The following is a 20,628-nucleotide window of genomic DNA, read 5'->3' on the forward strand; positions in this document are numbered from 1 at the left end:
TCCCGCGCAGGCGGGAACGACATGTGAAGGCTCTGTCTTACGGCCTGCGGCTCACTGGGCCAGCGCCGCAGCGGCGCCGGCGCCTGCCACATCGCGCACGTTCTTCTGCACGGTCACCGCGGCAAACAGGCTCAATACGAACGACATCGCATAGAAGCCTTTCTCGCTGCTGGCCATCGTCGCATTCCACAGGCCGACGGCGACCAGCACCGCCACCGCGATGATCGACACCCAGCACAAGCCGTAATACATGCTCGTCACCGGCGTGCCCTCCATCCGGTCGCGCACCGATTTTTGCAGCGACACCGCGGCGAACAAGCCGTTCATCGGCAGCGTCAGGCAGTAGCCCTTCGCGTTGAGCGCCATGCTGGCATTCCACAGGCCGATCAGGTACATCAGCACGCCGACCATCAAGGCGAGCCAGGAGGCGCCGACGAAGGCGGATGACGGCGATAACCCGCTGCGGTTAGCGCTGGTCGCGCCTGAGTATCACGATGGCGCTACAGCGCGTAGCGCACCACCGAGTCGCTCCACGCGAAGGCGGCCACTTCGAACTGCACCAGTTCGTCGCTGGAGATGGCCAGCTGCTTCAGCGCCGGCATCACCATGTCTTCGGTGCCGTCCATCTGCTCGATCGATTCGGCCAGCCGCAGCAGCTCGCCGAAGAACCCGGTGCGGTGCGTCAGCGCGCCCGACACTTCGTCGCTGACCGGGATCTGGACGACGATCTCGGACATCGGGATGCCGAACAGCGCGTCCATCAGCGACATGATGCCGACCGTGAAAGCGATGTCGGCGACGTTGCGCTGGCTCGGGCGCAGGCGCTTGGCCAGCAGTTCGAGCAGGCGACCGCGCGTGGTGGCGAGCATCAGCAGCGGCGAGGCACTGTGGCCGCGCTGCGCGGGATCGGCGTACAACAAAATCTGCAGCCAGCGCTGCAGCTGGCGCCGGCCCAGCACGATCAGCGCCTGGCTGACCGAGTCGATCTGCTGGCGCATGCCGACGGCCGGCGTGTTCACCAGCCGCAGCAGGTTCAGCGCCAGCGTGACGTCGCGCTTGACCGCGCGCTCGATCTCGATGTTTTCGGCGTCCGACGTCACCAGCTTCATCAGCTCCATGACAGCCAGCTGCGACGGCGTCAGCTTGCGCCCGCTGATCACCACCGGCTGCGCAAAATAAAATCCCTGGAAGTAGTCCAAGCCGAGAGCGCGGCATTCATCATGTTGAACGCTCGATTCGACCCGTTCGGCGATCAGCTTCTTGCCGCCGCGTTGCAGCACCCGCGCCATCCCCAGCAGCTTTGTCGCCGCGATGCCGCGCATGTCGAACTTGACGAAGTCGATCATCGGCAGCAGCCGTTCGACGTTCGGCGTGATGTCGCTCACGCCATTGAGGGCGAAGCGGAACCCATGGCCGGCCAGTTCCGCCATCCGCGCCAGCAGCGGCGAGCTCGCCTCGACCGACTGGTGCACTTCGAGCACCATCTTCTCGCGCGGCAGGAACACGAAGATGTCGCTCATGATGACGGCGGCGTCGACGTTGAGGAAGCCCTGCGCGTCGCCGATCGCCTTGTCGAGGCCGAGCTGGCCGGCGTGGGCGATTACCGCCGCGGTGGCCGACAGCCCGTTATCGAAATCGGCTGCGCCGGCCGGCGCGTTACGAAACAGCAGCTCGTAGCCGAACAGCGCCTGGTTGCGGTCGAGGATGGGCTGGCGCCCCAGGTAGAAATCGCGTACGCCAAAGTCTTTCAGCGCAGCGTGCGGGGCGGTGTCGTTCATCGCTAGGTAGTTCCGGGGACGGGAGAATGTCCGTACTGTACCGCATTCTCTTGCAACAGTGAACTTTTTGTCAATGGCCAGCGCCTTGCCGGCATGACATCACGGCAACGGCGTGCCGTCGACGAACACTTTCATTTCCCCCGGCAGGAATTCGGTCCAGCGCTCGTTGCTCGTCAGCGGCTCGGTGACGATCACCGCCACCCGGTCTTGCGGCGTGGTCACCTGCGAAAAATCGACGCTGACGTCTTCGTCCGACAGCTGCGCGGTGGCGAACGGGTACTCGCGCACGACATAGCACAGCCTGGTCGAGCAGTGAGCGAACAGCGCCGAGCCGTCCGACAGCATCATGTTGAAGGTGCCGTGCGCGGCGATCGACTGCGCCAGCTCGCCGAGCGCGCAGCGCAGCTCGTCCAGCGGCGGCGCGTTGTCGCCAAAGCGGGCGCGCAATTGCTGCAGCAGGTAGCAAAATGCCCGTTCGCTGTCGGTGCTGCCGACCGGGCGGAAGGCGCCACCGAGCACCGGCGCGAACTCCTTCAGGTCGCCGTTATGGGCAAATACCCAGTAACGGCCCCACAGTTCGCGCACGAACGGATGGCAGTTCTCCAGCGCGACCTTGCCCTGCGTGGCCTTGCGGATGTGCGCGATGACATTGCGCGACTTGATCGGGTAACTTTTGATGAGCGCGGCGACGGGCGAGGCAATGGCGGCCTGGTGGTCGACGAACAGGCGCACGCCGGCGCCTTCGAAAAACGCGATGCCCCAGCCGTCATGGTGGGTATCGGTGTGGCCGCCACGCATGGCGAAGCCGGTAAAGCTGAAAACGATGTCCGTGGGGACGTTGCAGTTCATTCCGAGGAGTTGGCACATGGTGGTGAGCTTGGGTCTGGCCCGATGATGGGTCAGACCCAGGTGTGCCAGTATGCCACCAATTAGTGCAGCAGCACCGGCTGGCTCATCAGCGAATCGTAGGAGCCGAGAAAGTCGTCGATCTCCTCCATCGTCGGTTCGCTGGCGATCAGGTTATTGACGTCGCGTCGGAAAGACTGTGCGAGCTTGCCGCCAATAAACGCTTCGCGCCGGCCGGATTTGTCGACGATCTCATAGCCGCCGAAATGCAGCGCCTCGAGGTTGTGGTCGACGCCGAACTCGACGACGCTGTACTGCTCGCTGTTATAAATCATGTTCATGGTGAGTCCTCTCGATCAGACGGTTTTGCAGGCTGACTTGCCGCTGCGCCTCATGCCTGAGGTGGGGCTGGCCGGCTTGAATTCAAGAGTGCAGGTCCGGCGTCAGTTCCAACAGCTGATCGTATGGCGGCTGCCGCAGCCACGATCTCAACTGATCAAGGTGCTCCGTCGTTGCCAGCCCGATATACAGCCGTTCGGGTCGCCGCCGCAGGAGACGATTTAATGTTACACGCAAAACGAGATTGCCGGTGCAGCACAGGCAACCGGGCGCTATGCGCTCGATCAGCAGTGTGGACGATGCGATGAGGATGGTTTGCCCGTCGGGCAAGCCTTCGAGCAGCACCGCGCGGCAGGCGCCGCCGGGTACGTCCGGCGGCAGGTGCGCCGCAATCAAGCGTTCGCGCGCGCCGGCGGTCGCGCCGGTGACCAGGGTGGTGGTGGTGCGCGGCAGTGGAGGGATGCTGCTCACCCCCCCTTTTTGGCCAGCTTGCCCGGCTCGACGCCGAGCTGCTTGAGCTTGCGGTACAGGTGGGTGCGCTCCAGGCCCGTCTTTTCGGCCACCCGCGTCATCGAGCCGCCTTCGCGGCCGAGATGGTGTTCGAAATACATGCGCTCGAAGGCGTCGCGCGCCTCGCGCAGCGGCAGGTCGAACGACAGGTTGTAGCCCTGCGGCTCGCCGTTCGCCGCGGCGCCCATGCGCGGCGCGATCGCCGACGACTGCAGCGACTGCGAGGCGAACATCGCCGACGCGGCCGACACGTTTTCTTCCGGCTGCGGCGCCATCATCGGGCGCGCCGCGGCGACCGGCGCGCGCACCGTTTCCTGTGCCCGCGTCAGGCCCTGCTGCACCGCCTTCAGCAGTTTTTGCAGGGCGATCGGCTTTTCAAGGAAATTGAGCGCGCCGATGCGGGTCGCTTCGACCGCGGTGTCGATCGTCGCGTGGCCCGACATCATGATGACCGGCATCGTCAGCAGGCCATCGCGCTGCCATTCCTTGAGCAAGGTGACGCCGTCGGTGTCGGGCATCCAGATATCGAGCAGCACCAGGTCCGGCGCGCCGGCGGCGCGCGCGTCGCGCGCCTGCTGCGCATTTTCGGCCAGCTGGATCGCGTGGCCTTCATCGCCCAGGATCTCCGAGAGTAGCTCGCGGATGCCCATTTCATCATCAACTACGAGAATGTTTGCCATCTGTGTTTATGCTTTCTCTGATATCACTCGCTGACAAGAGCGTCACGCGCGCCTAACGTCATTGCGTATTCTAAGCGCGATTGTATGGTTGAACCGGCCGTTACGCCAAATTTGCGGCCTCAGGCGCTAACTTTAACAGCAAAATCAGGACCGACGCGCCTGTTCCGTCCTGGCGGTTCTGGATATCGATGCGGCCACCATGTTCATCGACGATTTTCTTGACCATCGGCAGCCCCAGACCGGTGCCGCGCGCCTTCGACGTGACGTACGGTTCGAACGCGCGCGACAGGATGCGCGGGGCAAACCCGGGACCGTTGTCGACGATCGCCAGGCGCACCGCGGTGCCCTCGCCGCCGACCGCGTTCTGGTAGTGGATCGCCTCCGTGGTGACGTCGATGCGCGCAGGCTCCATGCCGTCGGCGCGCTCGGTCATCGCGTCCTGCGCGTTGGCCAGCAGATTGTGGATCACCTGGCGCAGCTGGGTGGCGTCGCCCATCACCGCCGGCAGCGTCGGCGCCAGCGCCGCGTGGATGATGTCGGACTCGTCGCCGGCCAGGTACAGGTCGAGGATCTCGCGGATCAGGCTATTCAGGTCAAGCGGCTGCAGCACCGCCGGCGGCGCCTTGGCGTAATCGCGGAAGTCGTCGACCATGCGCTTCATGGCGTCGACCTGGTTGACGATGGTGCTGGTACTGCGGTTGAGCAGCGCCACGTCTTCCGGCGACAGCTTCGCTTCTAGCTTCATCTGCAGCCGCTCGGCCGACAGCTGGATCGGCGTCAGCGGGTTCTTGATTTCGTGCGCCAGCCGGCGCGCCACCTCGCCCCACGCCACCGAGCGCTGCGCCGAGATGACGTCGGAGATATCGTCGAACACCACGATGTAGCCGCTGCCGGCGCCGACCGGCAGGCGCGAGCCGCGCGCCAGCAAGGTGATGTCGTGGTCGTCGCTGGTGCCGATGCGGCGCGGGATTTCGATCTCCTGCTGCCAGTGGGTGCGCTGGCGCGCGCTGCCGGCGGCGGTCTGCGCGCTCTGGGTCGAAAAGGCGCGCGTGACGGCGCCGGCGAACACCTCGAGGCCCTCGATCTCGGCCAGCGCGCGGCCGACATGGCAGCTCACGTCGTTGAGCAGGATGCGGTCGACCGCGTCGTTCGAATTGACGACGTTGAACTCGGCGTCGAGCACGATCACGCCGGCCGACATGTTGCCCAGCACTGACTCGAGGTGGGCCTTGGCGCTTTGCAGCGCGGCGCGGTTGCGCTCGACGGCGCTGCGCGCCTCGAACAGCTGGCCCGTCATGGTGTTGAACGACTGCGTCAACGTGCCCAGTTCGTCGGTGGTGGTGACGATCGGGCGCGGCGACAGGTCGCCCTCGGCCACCGCGCGCGTGCCTTCGGCCAGCACCAGCAGCGGCTGCGCCAGGTTCGACGCGATCAGGAAGGCGCTGGCGACGGCGCCGAATATGGCCAGCAGCAAGGTCAACGTCAATGTCTCGATGTACATCTTGCGCAGGCCGCTGCGGGCCACGAAGCGCAGCCTGTATTCGTTCAGCGCCGCATGCAGCACCTCGGCGTTGGTGGCCAGGTTGACCGGCACCGACTGCACCAGCTGCAGGTAGCGCGGCGCCGCGCCGGGCGGCTCCGGCACCGCCATCACCACCCGCAGGCGCAGGCCGGTGGCCGCATCGAGCGCGTTTGACACCGCGGCGCCGGCGCTGTCCTTGGCATCCTGATCGACGCCGCTTTCGGACTGGGTGTACCCGCCCGGCATGGCGGCCGTTTTCAGCATCGACGGCGTCGGCAGGTCGGCCGCCAGGTTGGCCGGCGTGCCTTCCGAGGCGCCGGCGACCAGCTTGCCGTCGGCGTCGACCACCATCGCGCTGACCACGCCGTCCTGCTCGGCGACGATGCGGTTCAAGATCGCCTGGGTCTCGCGCTGCTGCTGGCCGGCCAGCGTGGCAGTCGACACCGTGGCCGAGGCGCCCAGTTCCGTCAGCGACTGGTCGAGCGCGGCGCGGCCCAGGTTCAGGCCGGACTGCAGCGCCGCCTCGATCTTGACGTCGAACCAGGAGTCGATCGAATGCGACACGAACTGCACCGACACCAGGAAGATCACCAGGCCGGGCAGGATGCCGATGCCGGCAAACAGCAGCACCAGGCGCGCCATCAGGCGCGAGCCGAACTTGCCGCTCTTGTAGCGTACGTACAGGCGCGCCAGCGCCACCACCACGAAGATCAAGAGGCCGGCGGCGACCGCCGCGTTCAGTCCGAGCAGCCACGAATAGTAGCGGTCGAAAAAGGAGGAGTTTTCGGATGCCGAGGCGAGCACGAACAGCAGGATGCTGACGATCGCACCGGCCACGATCACCCCGTACTTCAAGGCTTGCTTCACCTTACTCCGCCTTGTACAGGAAGGTTTTCTTGTTCGAGCCGAGCTGCCAGCCGGCGTCGTTCAACGCGTTCACCTGCAGTGGCTTGAGCAGCAGCTGGCGGTCCATGAACATGCGCATCGTGACGTTGTAGACCTCGCCCGGCTTGATCGCCCCCTTCGGCGCGATCATCCAGCGGCCCGGCCGGCGCACATTGGCCAGCGCCTCGTCGAGCGTCTGGAAGCTTTGCATGACGCTGCCGACGACCGCCACGTTGTACTGGCGGTGCAGTTCGTTGTAGGAGATGCGCAGTGTCTGGCGCGACGCCACCGCCTTTTCGTCGTACCACCACCAGCGCGGGCGCGTCAGTTCGATCTCGGTGGTGAAGTACAGCGCCACGCCGCGCGAGATCGCGTTTTCGAGGTCGTGACTGAGTTCGAACGCATAGCGCGCGTCGAGCCGGTAGCCATCTTCGGTCGCCTCGATCTGGGCCTTCGTGATCTCCACGCCGTCGGCCGCCTGCGCCTGCGCGCAAGCGAACAACAGCAGCAGCTGGCAGGCGAGCAGTCGGAGAAATCGGGTTGTCACGAGTGGGCCAAAGCCTTAAAAAACCATTGCATTGTCAAAGACCCGTCACGCCGCATTCTTTTGGAACAGGGCGTAAAACAAACCATCATGATCCTCGAGCGCGCCGCCGGTGGGAAGCAACTGGCCCGGCGCCGGCAGGCGCGTGGCGCCGTGGCGAACGCCGAAAGCTGCCGCTTGCGCCTCCGATTCCTGGGGCCAAAGTGAACAAGTCACGAACAGCAATTTACCATTGGGCCGCAGCATCTGCCAAAGGTTGTCGAGAATTTTGGCCGAAAGTGTTGCAAGTTGGAGCGCGTCGCCCTTGCGCCGCAGCCAGCGGATGTCCGGGTGGCGCCGGACGATGCCCGATGCGGTGCACGGCACGTCGGCCAGGATGCGGTCGAACTGCTGGCCGTCCCACCACACCGCCGTCTGCGCGTCGAACGCCTTCAGGCTCGCCGATAAACCGAGGCGCTGCAGGTTTTCCTCGATCCGCACCAGCCGCTTCGGGTCCGAGTCGACCGCGGTCAGCTCGACGTTGGCCAGTTCGAGCAGGTGGCCGGTCTTGCCGCCGGGCGCCGCGCAGGCGTCGAGCACCCGCATGCCGTCGGCGATGCCCAGCAGCGGCGCGGCCAGCTGGGCGCCGGCGTCCTGCACCGAGCACAGGCCCGCATCGAAGCCGGGGATCGAGGTCACGCCGATCGGCTTGTCGAGCCGCACCGCCGATGGGCCGATGCGCGCGGCGCCGATGCCGGCGTCGGCCAGCAGCTGTAAATACGCTTCGACGCTGGTCTTGCTGACGTTGACGCGCAAGGTCAGCGGCGGCTGCTCGTTGCCGGCCGCGAGGATCGCCTGCCAGTCGCGCGGATAGGCCGCTTTGGCCGTGTCGATCCACCACTGTGGGTAGTTCCACTGCGCCACCGGGTCCTGCAGCGCCGTCTTGAGCAGCTGCTCGCGCTCGCGCAGGAAGCGCCGCAGCACCGCGTTGACCATGCCTTTGGCGTGCGCCATGTCGGGGTGCGAAGTGGCCACCGTGACGGCCTGGTCGACGACGGTGAATTCTTCATACGGCGGCGTGGCGCCGGCCGCTGTGTCGATCAGCGCCAGCGCGCAGCACAGCAGGCTGGCCAGCATCGGCGGCTCCGGCGCCTTCGACGTCATCAGGCTTAGCAGCACTTCGCTGCGGCCGAGCTGGCGCATGGTGCGGTAGGCGATGTCCTGGATCGCGCCGCGCGCCTGCGGCGACGCCTGCGTCACGCCGAACGCGGTGACCAGCGCCTGCGGCAGCGCGGCGCCGCCGCGCACCTGCGACACCGCGTTGGCCGCGCCCAGCAGGCACAGTGCCAGCGAATCGGGCTTCAGGCGCGGCAGGTAGCCCGGCTGCAGCACCGGCTTGACTTCGTAGCTGGCGCGCAGCGGCGGCGCCGGCCTGGCCGACTTCGGCGCGGCAGGTTTGATGGAGAGCGTGGGGCGCTTGGCGGTCATGGTGATCTCTGCTGGTGGTGCTTGCGGTGGCGGGCGCGGCCGGCGCGCACGCAAATGCGCGCAGCGGGCCGCGCTGTAAAGGCGCCAATTGTAACGGCTAAGCCTCCAGGCACGCCAAAACGGGGCGTTTTGACAACAAAATCGACTGGACTTGTGGCAACGGCGGCGTATTCCCTGCAGCGCCAAACCAGTATAATTGGCGATGTTTGCCCGTGGCCCGGCCACCGCTTTTTCACTCTGACAGAATACCCGCACATGCTCGCCCAACAAAAACTTGAAATCGTTGCCCTGTTCCAGGCCGCCCTCGCCCCACTGACGGCCGGCACCGATCTCGCCCCCGTCGTTGTGCTCGAGCGTCCGCGCGACCCGGCGCACGGCGACATTGCCTGCAACATCGCGATGCAGTTGGCCAAGCAGTTCAAGACCAATCCGCGCGAACTGGCCAACAAGCTGGTCGCCGCGCTGCTGGCCGATCCGGCCGCCAAAGGCATCATCGAGTCGGCCGACGTCGCCGGTCCCGGCTTCATCAACCTGCGCGTGGCCGCCGGCGCCAAGCAGTCGGTGGTGCGCACCATCTTGCAGTCGGGCGCGCAGTATGGCCGCAGCGACGCCGGCGCCGGCAAGAAAGTCGTCATCGAATTCGTCTCGGCCAATCCGACCGGCCCGCTGCACGTCGGCCACGGCCGCCAGGCCGCGCTCGGCGACGCGCTGTCGTCGCTGTTCGAGTCGCAGGGCTACGCGGTCACCCGCGAGTTTTATTACAACGACGCCGGCGTGCAGATCGCCACCTTGGCCAACTCGGTGCAGGCGCGCCTGAAAGGCTGGCGTCCGGGCGACGCGCAGTGGCCCGAGTCGGCCTACAACGGCGACTACATCGCCGACATCGCCGACGACTTCAAGGCCGGCAAGACGGTCGAAGCGAGCGACGGCCTGCCGGCCACCGCCAGCACCGACGTCGACGACATCGAATCGATCCGCGCCTTTGCCGTGACGTACCTGCGCAACGAGCAGGACATCGACATGCAGTCGTTCGGCGTCAAGTTCGACAACTACTTCCTCGAGTCGTCGCTGTACAAGGACAACAAGGTGCACGCCGCGGTCGACGCGCTGATCGCTTCGGGCCACACGTACGAGGAAGGCGGCGCGCTGTGGCTGCGCACCACCGAGTACGGCGACGACAAGGACCGCGTGATGAAAAAATCCGACGGCACCTATACCTACTTCGTGCCGGACGTGGCGTACCACCTCGTCAAGTGGCAGCGCGGCTTCGTCCAGGCCATCAACATCCAGGGCAGCGACCACCACGGCACCATCGCGCGCGTGCGCGGCGGCCTGCAGGCGCTCGGCCTGGGTATCCCGCAGGGCTATCCCGACTACGTGCTGCACAAGATGGTCACCGTCATGAAGGACGGCGAAGAGGTCAAGATCTCCAAGCGCGCCGGCTCCTACGTCACGGTGCGCGACCTGATCGAATGGTCCGGCAACGGCGACATCAATCGCGGGCGCGACGCCGTGCGCTTCTTCCTCATATCGCGCAAGGCCGACACCGAATTCGTCTTCGACGTCGACGTCGCGCTGGCCACCAGCGACGAAAACCCGGTCTACTACGTGCAGTACGCCCATGCGCGCATCTGCTCGGCGCTGGCCAACTGGGGCGGCGATGAAGCGCAACTGGCCAACGTGGATCTGTCGCTGCTGACCACGCCGCACGAGGCGAGGCTGCTGGCCAAGCTGGCCGAGTATCCCGAGATGGTGCAGCGCGCCCAGGCCGAACTGAGCCCGCACCAGGTTGCGTTCTACCTGCGCGAGCTGGCCGGCGAACTGCACAGCTACTACTTCGCCCACAAGTGGCTGCTCGACGACGAAGCGCTGAAGCTGGCGCGCCTGGCGCTGGCGAGCGCCACCCGCCAGGTGCTGCGCAATGGCCTGGCGCTGATCGGCGTGTCGGCGCCGAACAAGATGTAAGCGTTTTGAAGCAGACAACCCTGAAGGCACCAATGCACTCCACACCTCGTTTCTCACCCGCCCGGCGCCAGCGCGGCAACACCATCACCGGCGTGATCATCGGCCTGATCATCGGCCTCGGCATCGCCGTCGCCGTGGCGCTGGCGATCACCAAGGGCGCCACGCCGTTCACCGAGAAGTCGGGCAAGGTCGGCAAGATGGCCGAGCCGACCGCCGGCCAGGCCGCCGATCCGAACAAGCCGCTCTACAGCAGCAAGGAAGCGGCGCGCGAAGCGAACCGCCAGATCGCCGACAAGCCGAAGGCGCCGGCCGCCGATCCGCTGGCCCAGGTCATCGCCAACATGAAGGAACCGGCCGACGTCAAGGCCGAGGTGAAGGCGGCGGCCCCGGTAGTCGCCACCGCGCCGGTGCCGCATGAAATGGCGCGCGTGGTCAACGCCAGGGCCGATGGGGCGGCCGACGACAAGGTCATCTACTTCCTGCAGGCCGGCGCGTTCCGCGAAATGACCGACGCCGAAAGCACCCGCGCCAAGCTGGCCCTGCTCGGCTACGAGGCCACCATCAGCGACCGCGCCAGCGACGCCGGCGTGCTGCACCGCGTGCGCATCGGACCGTTCGGCCAGGTCGAATCGATGAACAAGGCACGCGCAAAGCTGATCGACAGCGGCATCGACGTCGCCATCGTGCGCAACCAGAAATAAGAGAACACCTCATGCGACTGATCCGAACCTTGCTGTGCGCCGCCGCCATCGGCCTGTCCGCCGCCGTGGCGGCCTCCCCGGCCGAACCGAAGAACGGCGTCGAGTACCTGACCTTGCCCGAGGCGCAAAACACCGACGCCGCCGGCAAGGTCGAGGTCACCGAGTTCTTCGCCTATTACTGCCCGCACTGCCAGCGCTTCGAGCCGCTGCTCGCCGAATGGGTCCGCAAGCAGGGCAATAACATCGTCTTCAGGCGCGTCCACGTGCCGGCCGGACCGAGCGTGATGGCGCAGCAGCGCCTGTTCTACACGCTCGAAGCGCTCGGCCTGCTCGGCACCCACCACCAGAAGGTGTTCGACGCCATGCACGTCGAGCGCGTGCGCCTCGCCTCCGACGAGCAGGTGCTCGCCTGGGCCGGCAAGGCCGGCATCGACCAGGCCAAGTTCACCGAAGCGTGGAACTCGTTCGGCGTGCAGGCCAAGCTGCGCCGCGCCGACGCCATGATGGGCGCCTACCGCGTCGACTCGTGGCCGATGGTGGCCGTCGGCGGGCGCTACATGACGTCGCCCAGCCAGGCCGGCGAAGCGAGCAGCGCGCCGCTGACCGAGGCGCAGCAGGGCCAGGCGGCGCTGCAGGTGATGGACTTTCTGGTCGCGAAAGCGAAAGCGGAAAAGAAGTAGTGCGTACCAAGCCGCGCGCCCCATGAACCGCGTTTTCATCACCGGCGCGTCGAGCGGCATCGGCGAAGCGCTGGCGCGCGAATATGCGCTGCAAGGCGCCACCCTGGGCCTGCTGGCGCGCCGCGGCGACGCCTTGCGCCAGCTCGCCGCCAGCCTGCCCAATGCCGGCCTGCACAAGGTCTACGCGGTCGACGTCACCGACCGCGCTGCGCTGGCGGCGGCGGCGGCCGACTTCATCGCCGGCGGCGGCGCCGACATCGTCATTGCCAACGCCGGCGTCTCGCAAGGCACGCTGACCGAACAGGCCGAAGACCTCGCTGCCTTCGACGCCATCTTCGCCACCAACGTCAGCGCCACCGTCGCCACTTTCGCGCCGTTCATCGCCGCCATGAAAACGCGCCGCGGCTCGCCGACGCTGGTGGGCATCGGCAGCGTCGCCGGCATCCGCGGCCTGCCCGGCGCCGGCGCCTACAGCGCGTCGAAGGCGGCGGTGCTGGCCTACTGCGAATCGCTGCGGCTGGAAATGAAGCCGTACGGGATCCGCGTGGTGACAATCGCGCCCGGCTACATCGACACGCCGATGACACGCCACAATCCCTACCCGATGCCGTTCCTGATGCCGGCCGCGCGCTTTGCCGAAAAGGCGGCCATCGCCATCGCAGCCGGCGTCAGCTACCGCGTCATTCCGTGGCAGATGGGTGTCGTCGCCAAGCTGCTGCGCGCGCTGCCCAACGCCGTCTACGACCTGGCGTTTTCGCGCGCGCCGCGCAAGCCGCGGGCGGGCGCGCCATGAACGCGGCCGCCATCGCCGCGCTGTGCCGCGCCGCCGTCGACATCGAAGTAGTGGCCGAAACCGGCTCCACCAATGCCGACCTGATGGCGCGCGCCGCGCAGCTGGCGCGCCCCACCCTGCTGATCGCCGAACACCAGAATGCCGGCCGCGGGCGGGCCGGCCGCAGCTGGCTGTCGGCGCCGGGCGACTCGCTGACGTTTTCGCTGGCGTGGAAGTTCGACGGCTCGCCGCAACAGCTGCTTGGCCTGCCGTTGGCGGTCGGCGTCGCGCTGGCCGAGGCGCTGGCCGCGCTGGCCGTGCCGGTGCAGCTGAAGTGGCCGAACGACGTGCTCAAGGACGGCAGCAAGCTTGCCGGCATCCTGATCGAAACCCAAGGCGCGCCAGGCGGCACCTGGGCGGTGATCGGCATCGGTTTGAACCTGTCGATGCCGGACCGGCTGGAACAGCGCATCGGCCGCAGCATCGCCACCGCGCCCTGGCTGGCGCGGATGGAGCGCAATGCGCTGATGGCCGCGCTGACCGACGCGCTGGTGGCCGGCATGGATCAATTCGCGCGCGACGGTTTTGGCGCCTTTCGCGCGCGCTGGGACGCCCTGCACGCTTGGCGCGGCCAGCCGGTCGTGATCGTCGACCAGGGCGCCGTGCAGCAGCAGGGCGTGGCGGTGGGCGTCGACGACAGCGGCCGCCTGCTGCTCGACACCGACGACGGCCGTGTGGCGGTGCTGGCCGGCGACGTCTCGCTGCGGCTGGGAGGATCCTGATGCTGCTGCTGATCGACGCCGGCAACACCCGCGTCAAGTGGGCGCTGGCGATCGACGATGCTGCGCCCGGCCACTGGCTCGAGACCGGCGCCGTCGTCCACGCCGACCTGGGCCAGCTGCCGGCCAGCTGGCAGCACCACGCCATCACGCGCGCGGTCGTGTCGAACGTCGCCGGCGCCGCGGTGCGCGCCCAGCTGCAGCAGATGCTGCCGGCCACGCCGATCGAGTGGTTCGCTTCGGTTGACCAGCTGGCCGGCGTGCGCAACGGCTACCGCAAGCCGTCGCAGCTGGGCTGCGACCGCTTTGCCGCGGCGATCGGCGCGCGTGCGCTGGAGCCTGGCAAGGCGCTGGTGGTGGCCACCTGCGGCACCGCCACCACCATCGACGCGCTGTCTGCCGACGGCGTGTTCCTCGGCGGGATGATCCTGCCGGGGCTGGGCCTGATGGCCGCTTCGCTGGCGTGCAATACGGCGCAGCTGCCGCATATCGCCCCCGGCGGCAGCGATGCCGCCGGCTTTGCCGACAACACCGACGACGCCATCCTGTCGGGCTGCCTGTCGGCACAGGCCGGCGCGATCGAACGCGCCATCGGCCTGCTCGGCGCCAGCCTGTGCATGCTCTCCGGCGGCGCCGCGCCGTACATCGCGCCATTGCTGTCGGCGCATTCGTACACTGCGCGCATGGTCGACAACATTGTCCTGGTTGGCCTGCACGCCGCCGCAACTTCGAGGAACTAGCCCGTGCTGAAATTTATCTTCTGGTGCCTGTTGTGCCTGAACGGCGTGCTGCTCGCCTACGGCCAGGGCATGCTCGGCAACTTCAAGGGCAACGAGCGCGAACCGGCGCGCATCAAGAACCAGCTCAATATCGACAAGCTGGCGCCGCTGCCGGGCGCTCCCGCCGCGCTCGCAGCCGCGGCCGTGCCGGTGCTGGCCGCGCCGAGGGCGGAGGCGCTGGCCTGCTTCGAGCTCGGCAATTTCGCCGAGCCGCAGGCGCGCCGTTTCGAAGCCAGGCTCGCGCCGCTCGACCTCGGCGAGCGCGTGTCGCGCCAGGCGCTCGCCGAGGTCGACGTGACGAGCTACATGGTGATCATCCCGCCGCAGGGCAGCAGGGAGGCGGCCGACAAGAAGGCCGGCGAACTGAAGGCGCTCGGCGTGACCAATTTCTTCATCGTGTCCGACAATGCGCCGCTGAAGTGGGCGATATCGCTGGGCGTATTCAAGTCCGAGACGGCGGCGCAATCGCTGCTGGCGACGCTGACCAGGCAAGGCGTCAACAGTGCCCGCATCAATCCGCGCGGCGCGGCGCCCCGTCTGACATACCAGTTCCGCGGCATCGATGCGGCGGCCCGTGCGAAGATCGACGACATCGCCGAAGCCTTCCCGGCGCTCGAAACGCGCGGCTGCAAATAACCGACAAATGCCGGGGTCAGGTCTGACATTGAATGTCAGACCTGACCCCAGCAATTCTGACCCCGGCAATTCAGCGGCGATTTCAGTCGGCCGTGCGCCTGACGACAATTGGCTTGATCGCCAGCGCGGCCGGCAGTTCGCGCGCGGCCTCCAGCGCTTCCGCGCGGCTGTCGAATGGCCCGCCGAACAGGCGGTGCAAGGCGCCCGACTGCACCACCTCGACAATCGGCACCGCCCCCGACGCCAGCACTTTGCTGCGCACCTCGGCCGCCCGCTCGGCCAGGCTGAACGCGCCGAGCTGCAGGTAGTAGCCGTCGGTCGGCGCGCGCACTGGCGCGGCGGCGCCTTCATCGGCCAGCCGTGCATCGCTCTGCAGCACAAAACTCTGCTCGGCCACTAGCGCGGCGACCTGCGGCGCCGGCGCCGGCGCCACCGCGCCGCCCGGCAGCAACCGTTCAAGCTGCACTTCGTGACTTCCCTTGCCGAGCAGGCCCAGTTTCAGCGCCGCGGTGTACGACACGTCGACGATGCGACTCGAATGAAACGGGCCGCGGTCGTTGATGCGCACCACCACCTGGGCGCCGGACGACGCGCTGGTAATGCGCGCATACGAAGGAATCGGCAGCGTCGGATGGGCCGCCGTCATCTTGTACATGTCATAGACTTCGCCCGACGAGGTGCGCTGGCCATGGAATTTTTTACCGTACCACGACGCCACGCCGCGCTGCGCGAATTGCGCGTCGCCGTTCATCGGTACATAGGTCTTGCCGAACACCGCGTACGGCCGGTTGGCATATCTGGACAGCGGTTCGGCCTTGACCACCGCATCGGGCACCTGGCGCAAGCCGGCCGGCGGATTGTCGCCCGGACCGTCGTCCATGTAGTAGCCGCCGCGCCCGGAACCGGCGGCCGGCATCGCCGGCAGGTCGCTCACTTTCGGATGGATGACGCCCGCGGTGGCAGGCTGCGGCGGTGCCGTCTTCTGCACCGCGCTGCCGCAGCCGGCGAGCAGCGCGGCGCCGGCCAGCGCCATGGCCGCCGCACGCTTGTTCGAGTCGGCCATCGGCGCCTCCGTGGTGAACAGGGTGATCAGGTTTGCACCAGCTTGCGGTGCAGCGAAATACTCATCAGTATACCCGCGCCCAAACCGAGCGTGACGAAGGCGGTGCCGCCATAGCTCATGAACGGCAGCGGCACGCCGACCACCGGCAAAATGCCGCTGACCATGCCCATGTTGACGAACGCGTAGGTGAAGAAGGCCATCGTGATGGCGCCGGCCAGCAGGCGCGCGAACAGCGTCGGCGCGTTGGCGGCGATCATCAGGCCACGCCCGATCAGCAGCAGGTAAATCAGGATCAGGCCGAGAATGCCGATCAGGCCGAACTCCTCCGAGTAAATCGAGAAGATGAAGTCGGTCGTGTGCTCGGGCACAAACTCGAGGTGCGACTGGGTCCCCTTCAGCAGCCCCTTGCCGGCGATGCCGCCCGAGCCGATCGCGATGACCGACTGGATGATGTGAAAGCCCTTGCCCAGCGGATCCTTGGTGGGATCGATCAGCGTCAGCACGCGGTCGCGCTGGTAGTCGTGCATCAGCGACCAGGCCACCGGCAGCGCCGCCGCGCCGGCGATGAACAGGCCAAACAGCGCCTTCCACGACAGCCCGGCCAGGAAGATCACGTACAGGCCGGCCGACAAAACCAGCAGCGACGTGCCCAGGTCCGGCTGCAGCTGGATCAGGCCAACCGGCACCGCCAGCAGCATAGCGGCGACGATGAACGAATGCCAGCGCACCATGCCCGCTTTCTGATGGAAGTACCAGGCCAGCATCAGCGGCATGGCGATCTTCATGATTTCGGACGGCTGGATGTCGAAGCCGATATACAGCCAGCGGCGCGCGCCCTTCTTGACGATCCCGAACAGGAACACCGCCACCAGCAAGGTCACGCCGACCGTGTAGATCGGCACCGCCAGGCGCATCAGGGTCTGCGGCGGCACCAGCGCGGCAGCCCACATGACGACGAAGGCGACCATCGTATTGCGGATCTGCCCCTCCAGCCGGCCCGGGTATTCGATGCCGGCCGAGTACATCGTGATCATGCTGGTAGCCAGCAGCAGGAACAGGATCATCGCCAGCGGCGCGTCGAATACCAGCAGGTGCGGCTTCATGCGCCGCCACAGGGAACGTCTCTCGTTGATGCGCATGGGTCAGTCCTTCGCCGGCGGCTCGGCGCCCGGCTGGAATGGCGCCGGTACGACCGGCACCTCTTCGACTTCGACTTCGACCGGCACCGCCTTGGCGCCATCCTTCGGCGTCGGCCGCTTGCCGGTCAGGTAGTAGTCGAGCGCCTTGCGCGCGATGGGCGCGGCGTACGCGGCGCCGAAGCCGGCGTTTTCGACGATCAGCGCCAGCGCGATCTTCGGCTTGTCGGCCGGCGCAAAGGCGACATACAGCGAGTTGTCGCGCAGGCGCTCGCCCATCGTCTTGGCGTTGTATTTTTCGCCGCGCTTGAGGCCCACCGTTTGCGACGTGCCAGTCTTGCCGCCGGCGCTGTAGGCAGCATTTGCGAACGCCAGCCGGCCGGTGCCTTCCTGCGTCACGCCGACCATTGCGCGCTTGATGAAGTCGATGTTTTCCTGCTTGAGCGGAATGCGGAAGCTCTCCTTGGCGACCGTCTTGGTGCGCGCGCGGGTGCGCCCGTCTTCGATCGACTGCACCAGGTGCGGCCGCATCACCACGCCGTTGTTGGCCAGCGTCGACACGGCGTGCGCCAGTTGCAGGATGGTGTAGCTGTTGTAGCCCTGGCCGATGCCGATGTTGACGGTGTCGCCCTTCTGCCAGGCCTGCGCCGCCTTGCTCTTCGAGAAGCGCTGGCGCTTCCAGTCCTTCGACGGCAGCACGCCGATCTTCTCGTGATCGAGGTCGATGCCGGTCAGGCGGCCGAAGCCGAACGGCTCCATGAAGTCATGGATATGGTCGATCCCCATGTCGTTGCCGAGCTGGTAATAGTAGGTATTGCACGAGATGACGATCGATTTGTACATGTCGACCGTACCGTGCCCGCCGAGCTTGTCGTCCATCCAGCGGTAGCTGCCAAGGCTGAACGAGCCGGCGTCGTGGATCGCCTGCGACGGCGTGCGAAAACCCTTCTCCAGCGCCGCCAGCGCCATGAACGGCTTGAAGGTCGAACCGGGCGGATAGGTGCCCTGCAGCGGACGGTTCAGCATCGGCCGGTCGAGCGAGGTATTGAGTTCGTTCCAGCTCTGGCTGTCGATGCCGTCGACGAACAGGTTCGGGTCGAATCCAGGGCGCGACACGTACGCCAGGATGTCGCCCGTCTCAGGCTCGATCGCCACCAGCGCGCCGCGGAAGTCGTCGAATGCCTCTTCCAGGATCTTCTGCAGCTCGATGTCGATCGACAGCACCAGGTTGCTGCCTGGCGTCGCTTCCGTGCGCGACAGCGTGCTGACGGCGCGCCCGCCGGCCGTCTTGATGACCTTCTCGTAACCGGTCACGCCGTGCAGCAACTTCTCGTAGCTCTTCTCGACGCCTTCCTTGCCGATATGGTCGGTGCCGCGGTAATTGGTGGCGTCCTCGCCGTCCTCCAGCGCGCGCGCCTCTTTCTGGTTGATGCGGCCGATGAAGCCGATCACGTGCGCCGCCGTCTCGCCCAGCGGGTACTGGCGGAACAGGCGCGCCTGCACGTCGACGCCGGGAAAACGGAAGCGCTGCGCGGTGAAGCGGGCCACTTCGTCGTCGGTCAGGCGGGTGCGCAGCGGCACGCTCTCGAAGTTCTTCGATTCGGCCATCAGGGTGCGAAAACGCTTGCGGTCTTTCGGCTCGATCACCACCAGCGTGGCCAGTTCGTCGATCACCGAGTCGAGCGAGTGGTGAAGCTTCGACGGCGTGATCTCCAGCGTGTAGGCCGAGAAGTTACGCGCCAGGACGACGCCGTTGCGGTCGAGGATCAGGCCGCGGTTCGGCACGATCGGCACGATCGCCAGACGGTTGTCTTCGGCCAGCGCGGCGTAGTCATCGTGCTTGATCACCTGCAGCCAGACCACGCGCGCCACCAGGATGGCGAAGCAGACGAACACCAGCGTAAACAAGGCGGTGACGCGGACCCGGAACAGGTGGATCTCGCGGTCGTTATTCTGTAATTCAGTCATCAGATCGGGCGGGTGTGGTCGCGGTCGACGGCGCGACGCTGCGGCGCCAGCAGCATCCAGGTGATCACCGGCCACAGCGCGATGGCGACGACGCTTTCGACAAAGATCAGCCAGCCCTGGAATTTGCCGGTGATGATGAAGCGCACCAGCACCTGCAGCAACTGCGTCAGCAGCAGCAGCGGGAACACGTGCAGCGCCTGCGTCATGGTCGGGAACCACAATATGCGCCGGTGGATCATGATGGCCAGGTAGGACAGCAAGGTGTACGCCAGCGCATTTTCGCCGAGCAGCGTCGAGTCGTGCACGTCCATCATCAGGCCCATGAAAAAAGCCATGCCGATGCCGACCTTGCGCGGCTGGTGAATACCCCAGAACACCAGCACCAGCGCGACGAAATCGGGGGCGCCGATCCAGTGGCCCCATGGCAGCAGGTTGAGCATGAACGCCGCCGTCAGGCTGAGCGCGATGAACAGCGGGCTGACGGGGAGCAGGATGTAATGCGGACGGCTCATTGCCCGGCTCCTTTATTGACAGCCGGCGGCGCCGTGGCCGGCGTGCTAGCTGGTGGCGTCGCTGCCTTCGGCGCCGGCGGCGTCGCCGCCTTCGGCTGCGCGGCGGCGGGCGCCCTCGGCTGGACGATGGCGCTCGCCAGCGGCGGCGCATTCGACGGCGCCATCTTCGTCAGGCTCGACTTCTTGCCGATGGCCTTGACCGGCTCCGGCGCGGGGCGCGGCAGCAGGTCCGGCTGCGACATCAGGATCAACAGCTGGCGGTTGCGGTCGATGCCGGCCAGCGGCTGGCACACCACGCGGCCGAACGCGCCGGCGGCGCTGCTTTCGACCTGCATCACCTTCGCCACCGCCAGCCCGGGCGGGTAGACGCCGTCCATGCCGGACGTGATCAGGACGTCGCCGACCACGATGTCCGCATTCGGTGCCATGAAGCGCAAATCGAGCAGGCCCGATTGGCCGCGGCCGTAGGCGACGCTGCGCAGGCCGTTGCGCAGCACCTGCACCGGGATGGCCTGCTCCTTGTCGGTCAGCAGCGTCACCTCGGAGGTGAACGGGAATACGCGCGTGACCTGGCCGACCACGCCGGCGCTGTCGATCACCGGCAGGCCACGCTGCACGCCCTGGCGGATGCCGCGGTCGAGCACCACCTTGCGGGTCGACGGGTCGCGCGCGTCGTACAGGATCTCGCTCATCATCGATTTGACCGGCAGGTGCTCGCGCGCGCCCATCAGGCGGCGCAGGTGGACGTTCTCGGCGATCTGGTGCTGCGCTTCCTGCAGCGACCTGGAGGCAGCGATCTGCTGGCTCTTGAGGGTGTCGACTTCCTTCTGCAGGGTCGACACGGAGGAGAAGTAGTTGCCCATGCTGGCGAGCGCATCGCGCGGCATCAGTGCAGCCATCTGCAGCGGGTACAGCACCGTGCCGGCGACCTGGCGCACCGTCGCCAGCAGGCCTACCCGCGCATCCATCATCAGCAGGGCGATCGAAATGAATGCGAAAAACGCCACCTTGACCCGGGCCGGGGCGCCTTGCTTGAAGAGTGGCGGAGGACTGTATTCCATGACTT

The 20,628-nt window shown here is 66.8% G+C and carries 20 protein-coding genes and 1 pseudogene; 7 read left to right on the forward strand and 14 right to left on the reverse strand.

Annotated features, from left to right (window positions below):
• Positions 1–51: 51 nt before the first annotated feature.
• From yiaA to rsmB, 9 genes and pseudogenes are all read right to left on the reverse strand, one after another.
• Positions 52–453: pseudogene (yiaA, locus tag ACP7DD_RS04640) on the reverse strand (inner membrane protein YiaA); the annotation flags it as partial.
• Positions 454–500: 47 nt separating this feature from the next.
• Positions 501–1,778, reverse strand: a complete 1,278-nt coding sequence (locus ACP7DD_RS04645) for an EAL and HDOD domain-containing protein (RefSeq protein ID WP_426173533.1) — start codon at positions 1,776–1,778, stop codon at positions 501–503.
• 99 nt (positions 1,779–1,877) lie between these two features.
• Positions 1,878–2,645: a class II glutamine amidotransferase gene (locus ACP7DD_RS04650; protein ID WP_426173534.1), complete on the reverse strand. Its 768-nt coding sequence runs from the start codon at positions 2,643–2,645 to the stop codon at positions 1,878–1,880.
• A 62-nt stretch (positions 2,646–2,707) separates the two neighbouring features.
• Positions 2,708–2,965: a BTH_I0359 family protein gene (locus ACP7DD_RS04655; RefSeq protein ID WP_133115224.1), complete on the reverse strand. Its 258-nt coding sequence runs from the start codon at positions 2,963–2,965 to the stop codon at positions 2,708–2,710.
• Between the two features lie 82 nt (positions 2,966–3,047).
• Complete coding sequence (locus tag ACP7DD_RS04660; RefSeq protein WP_426173535.1) at positions 3,048–3,434, reverse strand: GTPase; 387 nt, start codon at positions 3,432–3,434, stop codon at positions 3,048–3,050.
• Positions 3,431–4,153, reverse strand: a complete 723-nt coding sequence (locus ACP7DD_RS04665; protein WP_426173536.1) for a response regulator — start codon at positions 4,151–4,153, stop codon at positions 3,431–3,433. Before ACP7DD_RS04665 ends, ACP7DD_RS04660 begins: the two co-directional genes overlap by 4 nt.
• A 100-nt stretch (positions 4,154–4,253) precedes the next feature.
• A complete protein-coding gene (locus ACP7DD_RS04670; RefSeq protein WP_426173537.1) occupies positions 4,254–6,542 on the reverse strand; it encodes an ATP-binding protein in 2,289 nt (762 codons plus the stop codon).
• A 1-nt stretch (position 6,543) separates the two neighbouring features.
• On the reverse strand, positions 6,544–7,107 hold the full coding sequence (locus ACP7DD_RS04675) for a DUF4390 domain-containing protein (protein ID WP_426173538.1): 564 nt from the start codon (positions 7,105–7,107) through the stop codon (positions 6,544–6,546).
• 45 nt (positions 7,108–7,152) lie between these two features.
• Positions 7,153–8,571, reverse strand: a complete 1,419-nt coding sequence (rsmB, locus tag ACP7DD_RS04680) for a 16S rRNA (cytosine(967)-C(5))-methyltransferase RsmB (RefSeq protein WP_426173540.1) — start codon at positions 8,569–8,571, stop codon at positions 7,153–7,155.
• 255 nt (positions 8,572–8,826) lie between these two features.
• Between rsmB and argS the strand changes: the two genes are divergently transcribed.
• From argS to ACP7DD_RS04715, 7 genes are read left to right on the forward strand one after another with little or no spacing between them, the layout of a single operon-like run.
• A complete protein-coding gene (gene argS / locus ACP7DD_RS04685; RefSeq protein WP_426173541.1) occupies positions 8,827–10,536 on the forward strand; it encodes an arginine--tRNA ligase in 1,710 nt (569 codons plus the stop codon).
• A gap of 32 nt (positions 10,537–10,568) precedes the next feature.
• A complete protein-coding gene (locus ACP7DD_RS04690) occupies positions 10,569–11,237 on the forward strand; it encodes an SPOR domain-containing protein (RefSeq protein ID WP_426173542.1) in 669 nt (222 codons plus the stop codon).
• A gap of 11 nt (positions 11,238–11,248) precedes the next feature.
• Positions 11,249–11,917 (forward strand): thiol:disulfide interchange protein DsbA/DsbL, encoded by a 669-nt coding sequence (locus ACP7DD_RS04695; protein WP_426173543.1) that lies wholly within the window; start codon positions 11,249–11,251, stop codon positions 11,915–11,917.
• A gap of 22 nt (positions 11,918–11,939) precedes the next feature.
• On the forward strand, positions 11,940–12,710 hold the full coding sequence (locus ACP7DD_RS04700) for an SDR family oxidoreductase (RefSeq protein ID WP_426173544.1): 771 nt from the start codon (positions 11,940–11,942) through the stop codon (positions 12,708–12,710).
• Complete coding sequence (locus ACP7DD_RS04705; RefSeq protein ID WP_426173545.1) at positions 12,707–13,471, forward strand: biotin--[acetyl-CoA-carboxylase] ligase; 765 nt, start codon at positions 12,707–12,709, stop codon at positions 13,469–13,471. Before ACP7DD_RS04700 ends, ACP7DD_RS04705 begins: the two co-directional genes overlap by 4 nt.
• The gene (locus tag ACP7DD_RS04710) at positions 13,471–14,208 is read left to right on the forward strand and encodes a type III pantothenate kinase (RefSeq protein WP_426173546.1); all 738 of its coding nucleotides are present in this window, start codon (positions 13,471–13,473) and stop codon (positions 14,206–14,208) included. Before ACP7DD_RS04705 ends, ACP7DD_RS04710 begins: the two co-directional genes overlap by 1 nt.
• 3 nt (positions 14,209–14,211) lie before the next feature.
• On the forward strand, positions 14,212–14,883 hold the full coding sequence (locus ACP7DD_RS04715; protein ID WP_426173547.1) for an SPOR domain-containing protein: 672 nt from the start codon (positions 14,212–14,214) through the stop codon (positions 14,881–14,883).
• A gap of 82 nt (positions 14,884–14,965) precedes the next feature.
• On the opposite strand, the gene ACP7DD_RS04720 is transcribed toward ACP7DD_RS04715, so the two are convergent.
• The 5 genes from ACP7DD_RS04720 to mreC are packed head-to-tail and all read right to left on the reverse strand — an operon-like array spanning position 14,966 to position 20,623.
• Complete coding sequence (locus ACP7DD_RS04720) at positions 14,966–15,946, reverse strand: septal ring lytic transglycosylase RlpA family protein (RefSeq protein WP_426173548.1); 981 nt, start codon at positions 15,944–15,946, stop codon at positions 14,966–14,968.
• Between the two features lie 26 nt (positions 15,947–15,972).
• Positions 15,973–17,085, reverse strand: a complete 1,113-nt coding sequence (gene rodA / locus ACP7DD_RS04725; protein WP_426173549.1) for a rod shape-determining protein RodA — start codon at positions 17,083–17,085, stop codon at positions 15,973–15,975.
• Between the two features lie 3 nt (positions 17,086–17,088).
• Positions 17,089–19,050 carry a penicillin-binding protein 2 gene (mrdA, locus tag ACP7DD_RS04730; RefSeq protein ID WP_426173550.1) on the reverse strand — a complete coding sequence of 654 codons (1,962 nt, stop codon included), beginning with the start codon at positions 19,048–19,050 and terminating at the stop codon, positions 17,089–17,091.
• Complete coding sequence (gene mreD, locus ACP7DD_RS04735; protein WP_426173551.1) at positions 19,050–19,562, reverse strand: rod shape-determining protein MreD; 513 nt, start codon at positions 19,560–19,562, stop codon at positions 19,050–19,052. The genes mrdA and mreD overlap by 1 nt, the downstream gene beginning before the upstream one ends.
• On the reverse strand, positions 19,559–20,623 hold the full coding sequence (mreC, locus tag ACP7DD_RS04740; protein ID WP_426173552.1) for a rod shape-determining protein MreC: 1,065 nt from the start codon (positions 20,621–20,623) through the stop codon (positions 19,559–19,561). The genes mreD and mreC overlap by 4 nt, the downstream gene beginning before the upstream one ends.
• Between the last annotated feature and the right edge of the window lie 5 nt (positions 20,624–20,628).

Origin of the sequence: Massilia sp. TWR1-2-2, from assembly GCF_049897565.1 — a bacterium.
Taxonomy (GTDB): Bacteria; Pseudomonadota; Gammaproteobacteria; order Burkholderiales; family Burkholderiaceae_D; genus JAFCUW01.

Excerpts from the sequence above, each read along its gene's own strand:
- ACP7DD_RS04645 (WP_426173533.1), bottom strand. The coding sequence starts at position 1,778 with ATGAACGACACCGCCCCGCACGCTGCGCTGAAAGACTTTGGCGTACGC.
- rsmB (WP_426173540.1), bottom strand. The coding sequence starts at position 8,571 with ATGACCGCCAAGCGCCCCACGCTCTCCATCAAACCTGCCGCGCCGAAG.
- ACP7DD_RS04695 (WP_426173543.1), top strand. The coding sequence starts at position 11,249 with ATGCGACTGATCCGAACCTTGCTGTGCGCCGCCGCCATCGGCCTGTCC.
- argS (WP_426173541.1), top strand. The coding sequence starts at position 8,827 with ATGCTCGCCCAACAAAAACTTGAAATCGTTGCCCTGTTCCAGGCCGCC.
- ACP7DD_RS04720 (WP_426173548.1), bottom strand. The coding sequence starts at position 15,946 with ATGGCCGACTCGAACAAGCGTGCGGCGGCCATGGCGCTGGCCGGCGCC.
- ACP7DD_RS04700 (WP_426173544.1), top strand. The coding sequence starts at position 11,940 with ATGAACCGCGTTTTCATCACCGGCGCGTCGAGCGGCATCGGCGAAGCG.
- ACP7DD_RS04690 (WP_426173542.1), top strand. The coding sequence starts at position 10,569 with ATGCACTCCACACCTCGTTTCTCACCCGCCCGGCGCCAGCGCGGCAAC.
- ACP7DD_RS04655 (WP_133115224.1), bottom strand. The coding sequence starts at position 2,965 with ATGAACATGATTTATAACAGCGAGCAGTACAGCGTCGTCGAGTTCGGC.
- ACP7DD_RS04710 (WP_426173546.1), top strand. The coding sequence starts at position 13,471 with ATGCTGCTGCTGATCGACGCCGGCAACACCCGCGTCAAGTGGGCGCTG.
- ACP7DD_RS04665 (WP_426173536.1), bottom strand. The coding sequence starts at position 4,153 with ATGGCAAACATTCTCGTAGTTGATGATGAAATGGGCATCCGCGAGCTA.
- ACP7DD_RS04705 (WP_426173545.1), top strand. The coding sequence starts at position 12,707 with ATGAACGCGGCCGCCATCGCCGCGCTGTGCCGCGCCGCCGTCGACATC.
- rodA (WP_426173549.1), bottom strand. The coding sequence starts at position 17,085 with ATGCGCATCAACGAGAGACGTTCCCTGTGGCGGCGCATGAAGCCGCAC.
- mreC (WP_426173552.1), bottom strand. The coding sequence starts at position 20,623 with ATGGAATACAGTCCTCCGCCACTCTTCAAGCAAGGCGCCCCGGCCCGG.
- mreD (WP_426173551.1), bottom strand. The coding sequence starts at position 19,562 with ATGAGCCGTCCGCATTACATCCTGCTCCCCGTCAGCCCGCTGTTCATC.
- mrdA (WP_426173550.1), bottom strand. The coding sequence starts at position 19,050 with ATGACTGAATTACAGAATAACGACCGCGAGATCCACCTGTTCCGGGTC.
- ACP7DD_RS04650 (WP_426173534.1), bottom strand. The coding sequence starts at position 2,645 with ATGTGCCAACTCCTCGGAATGAACTGCAACGTCCCCACGGACATCGTT.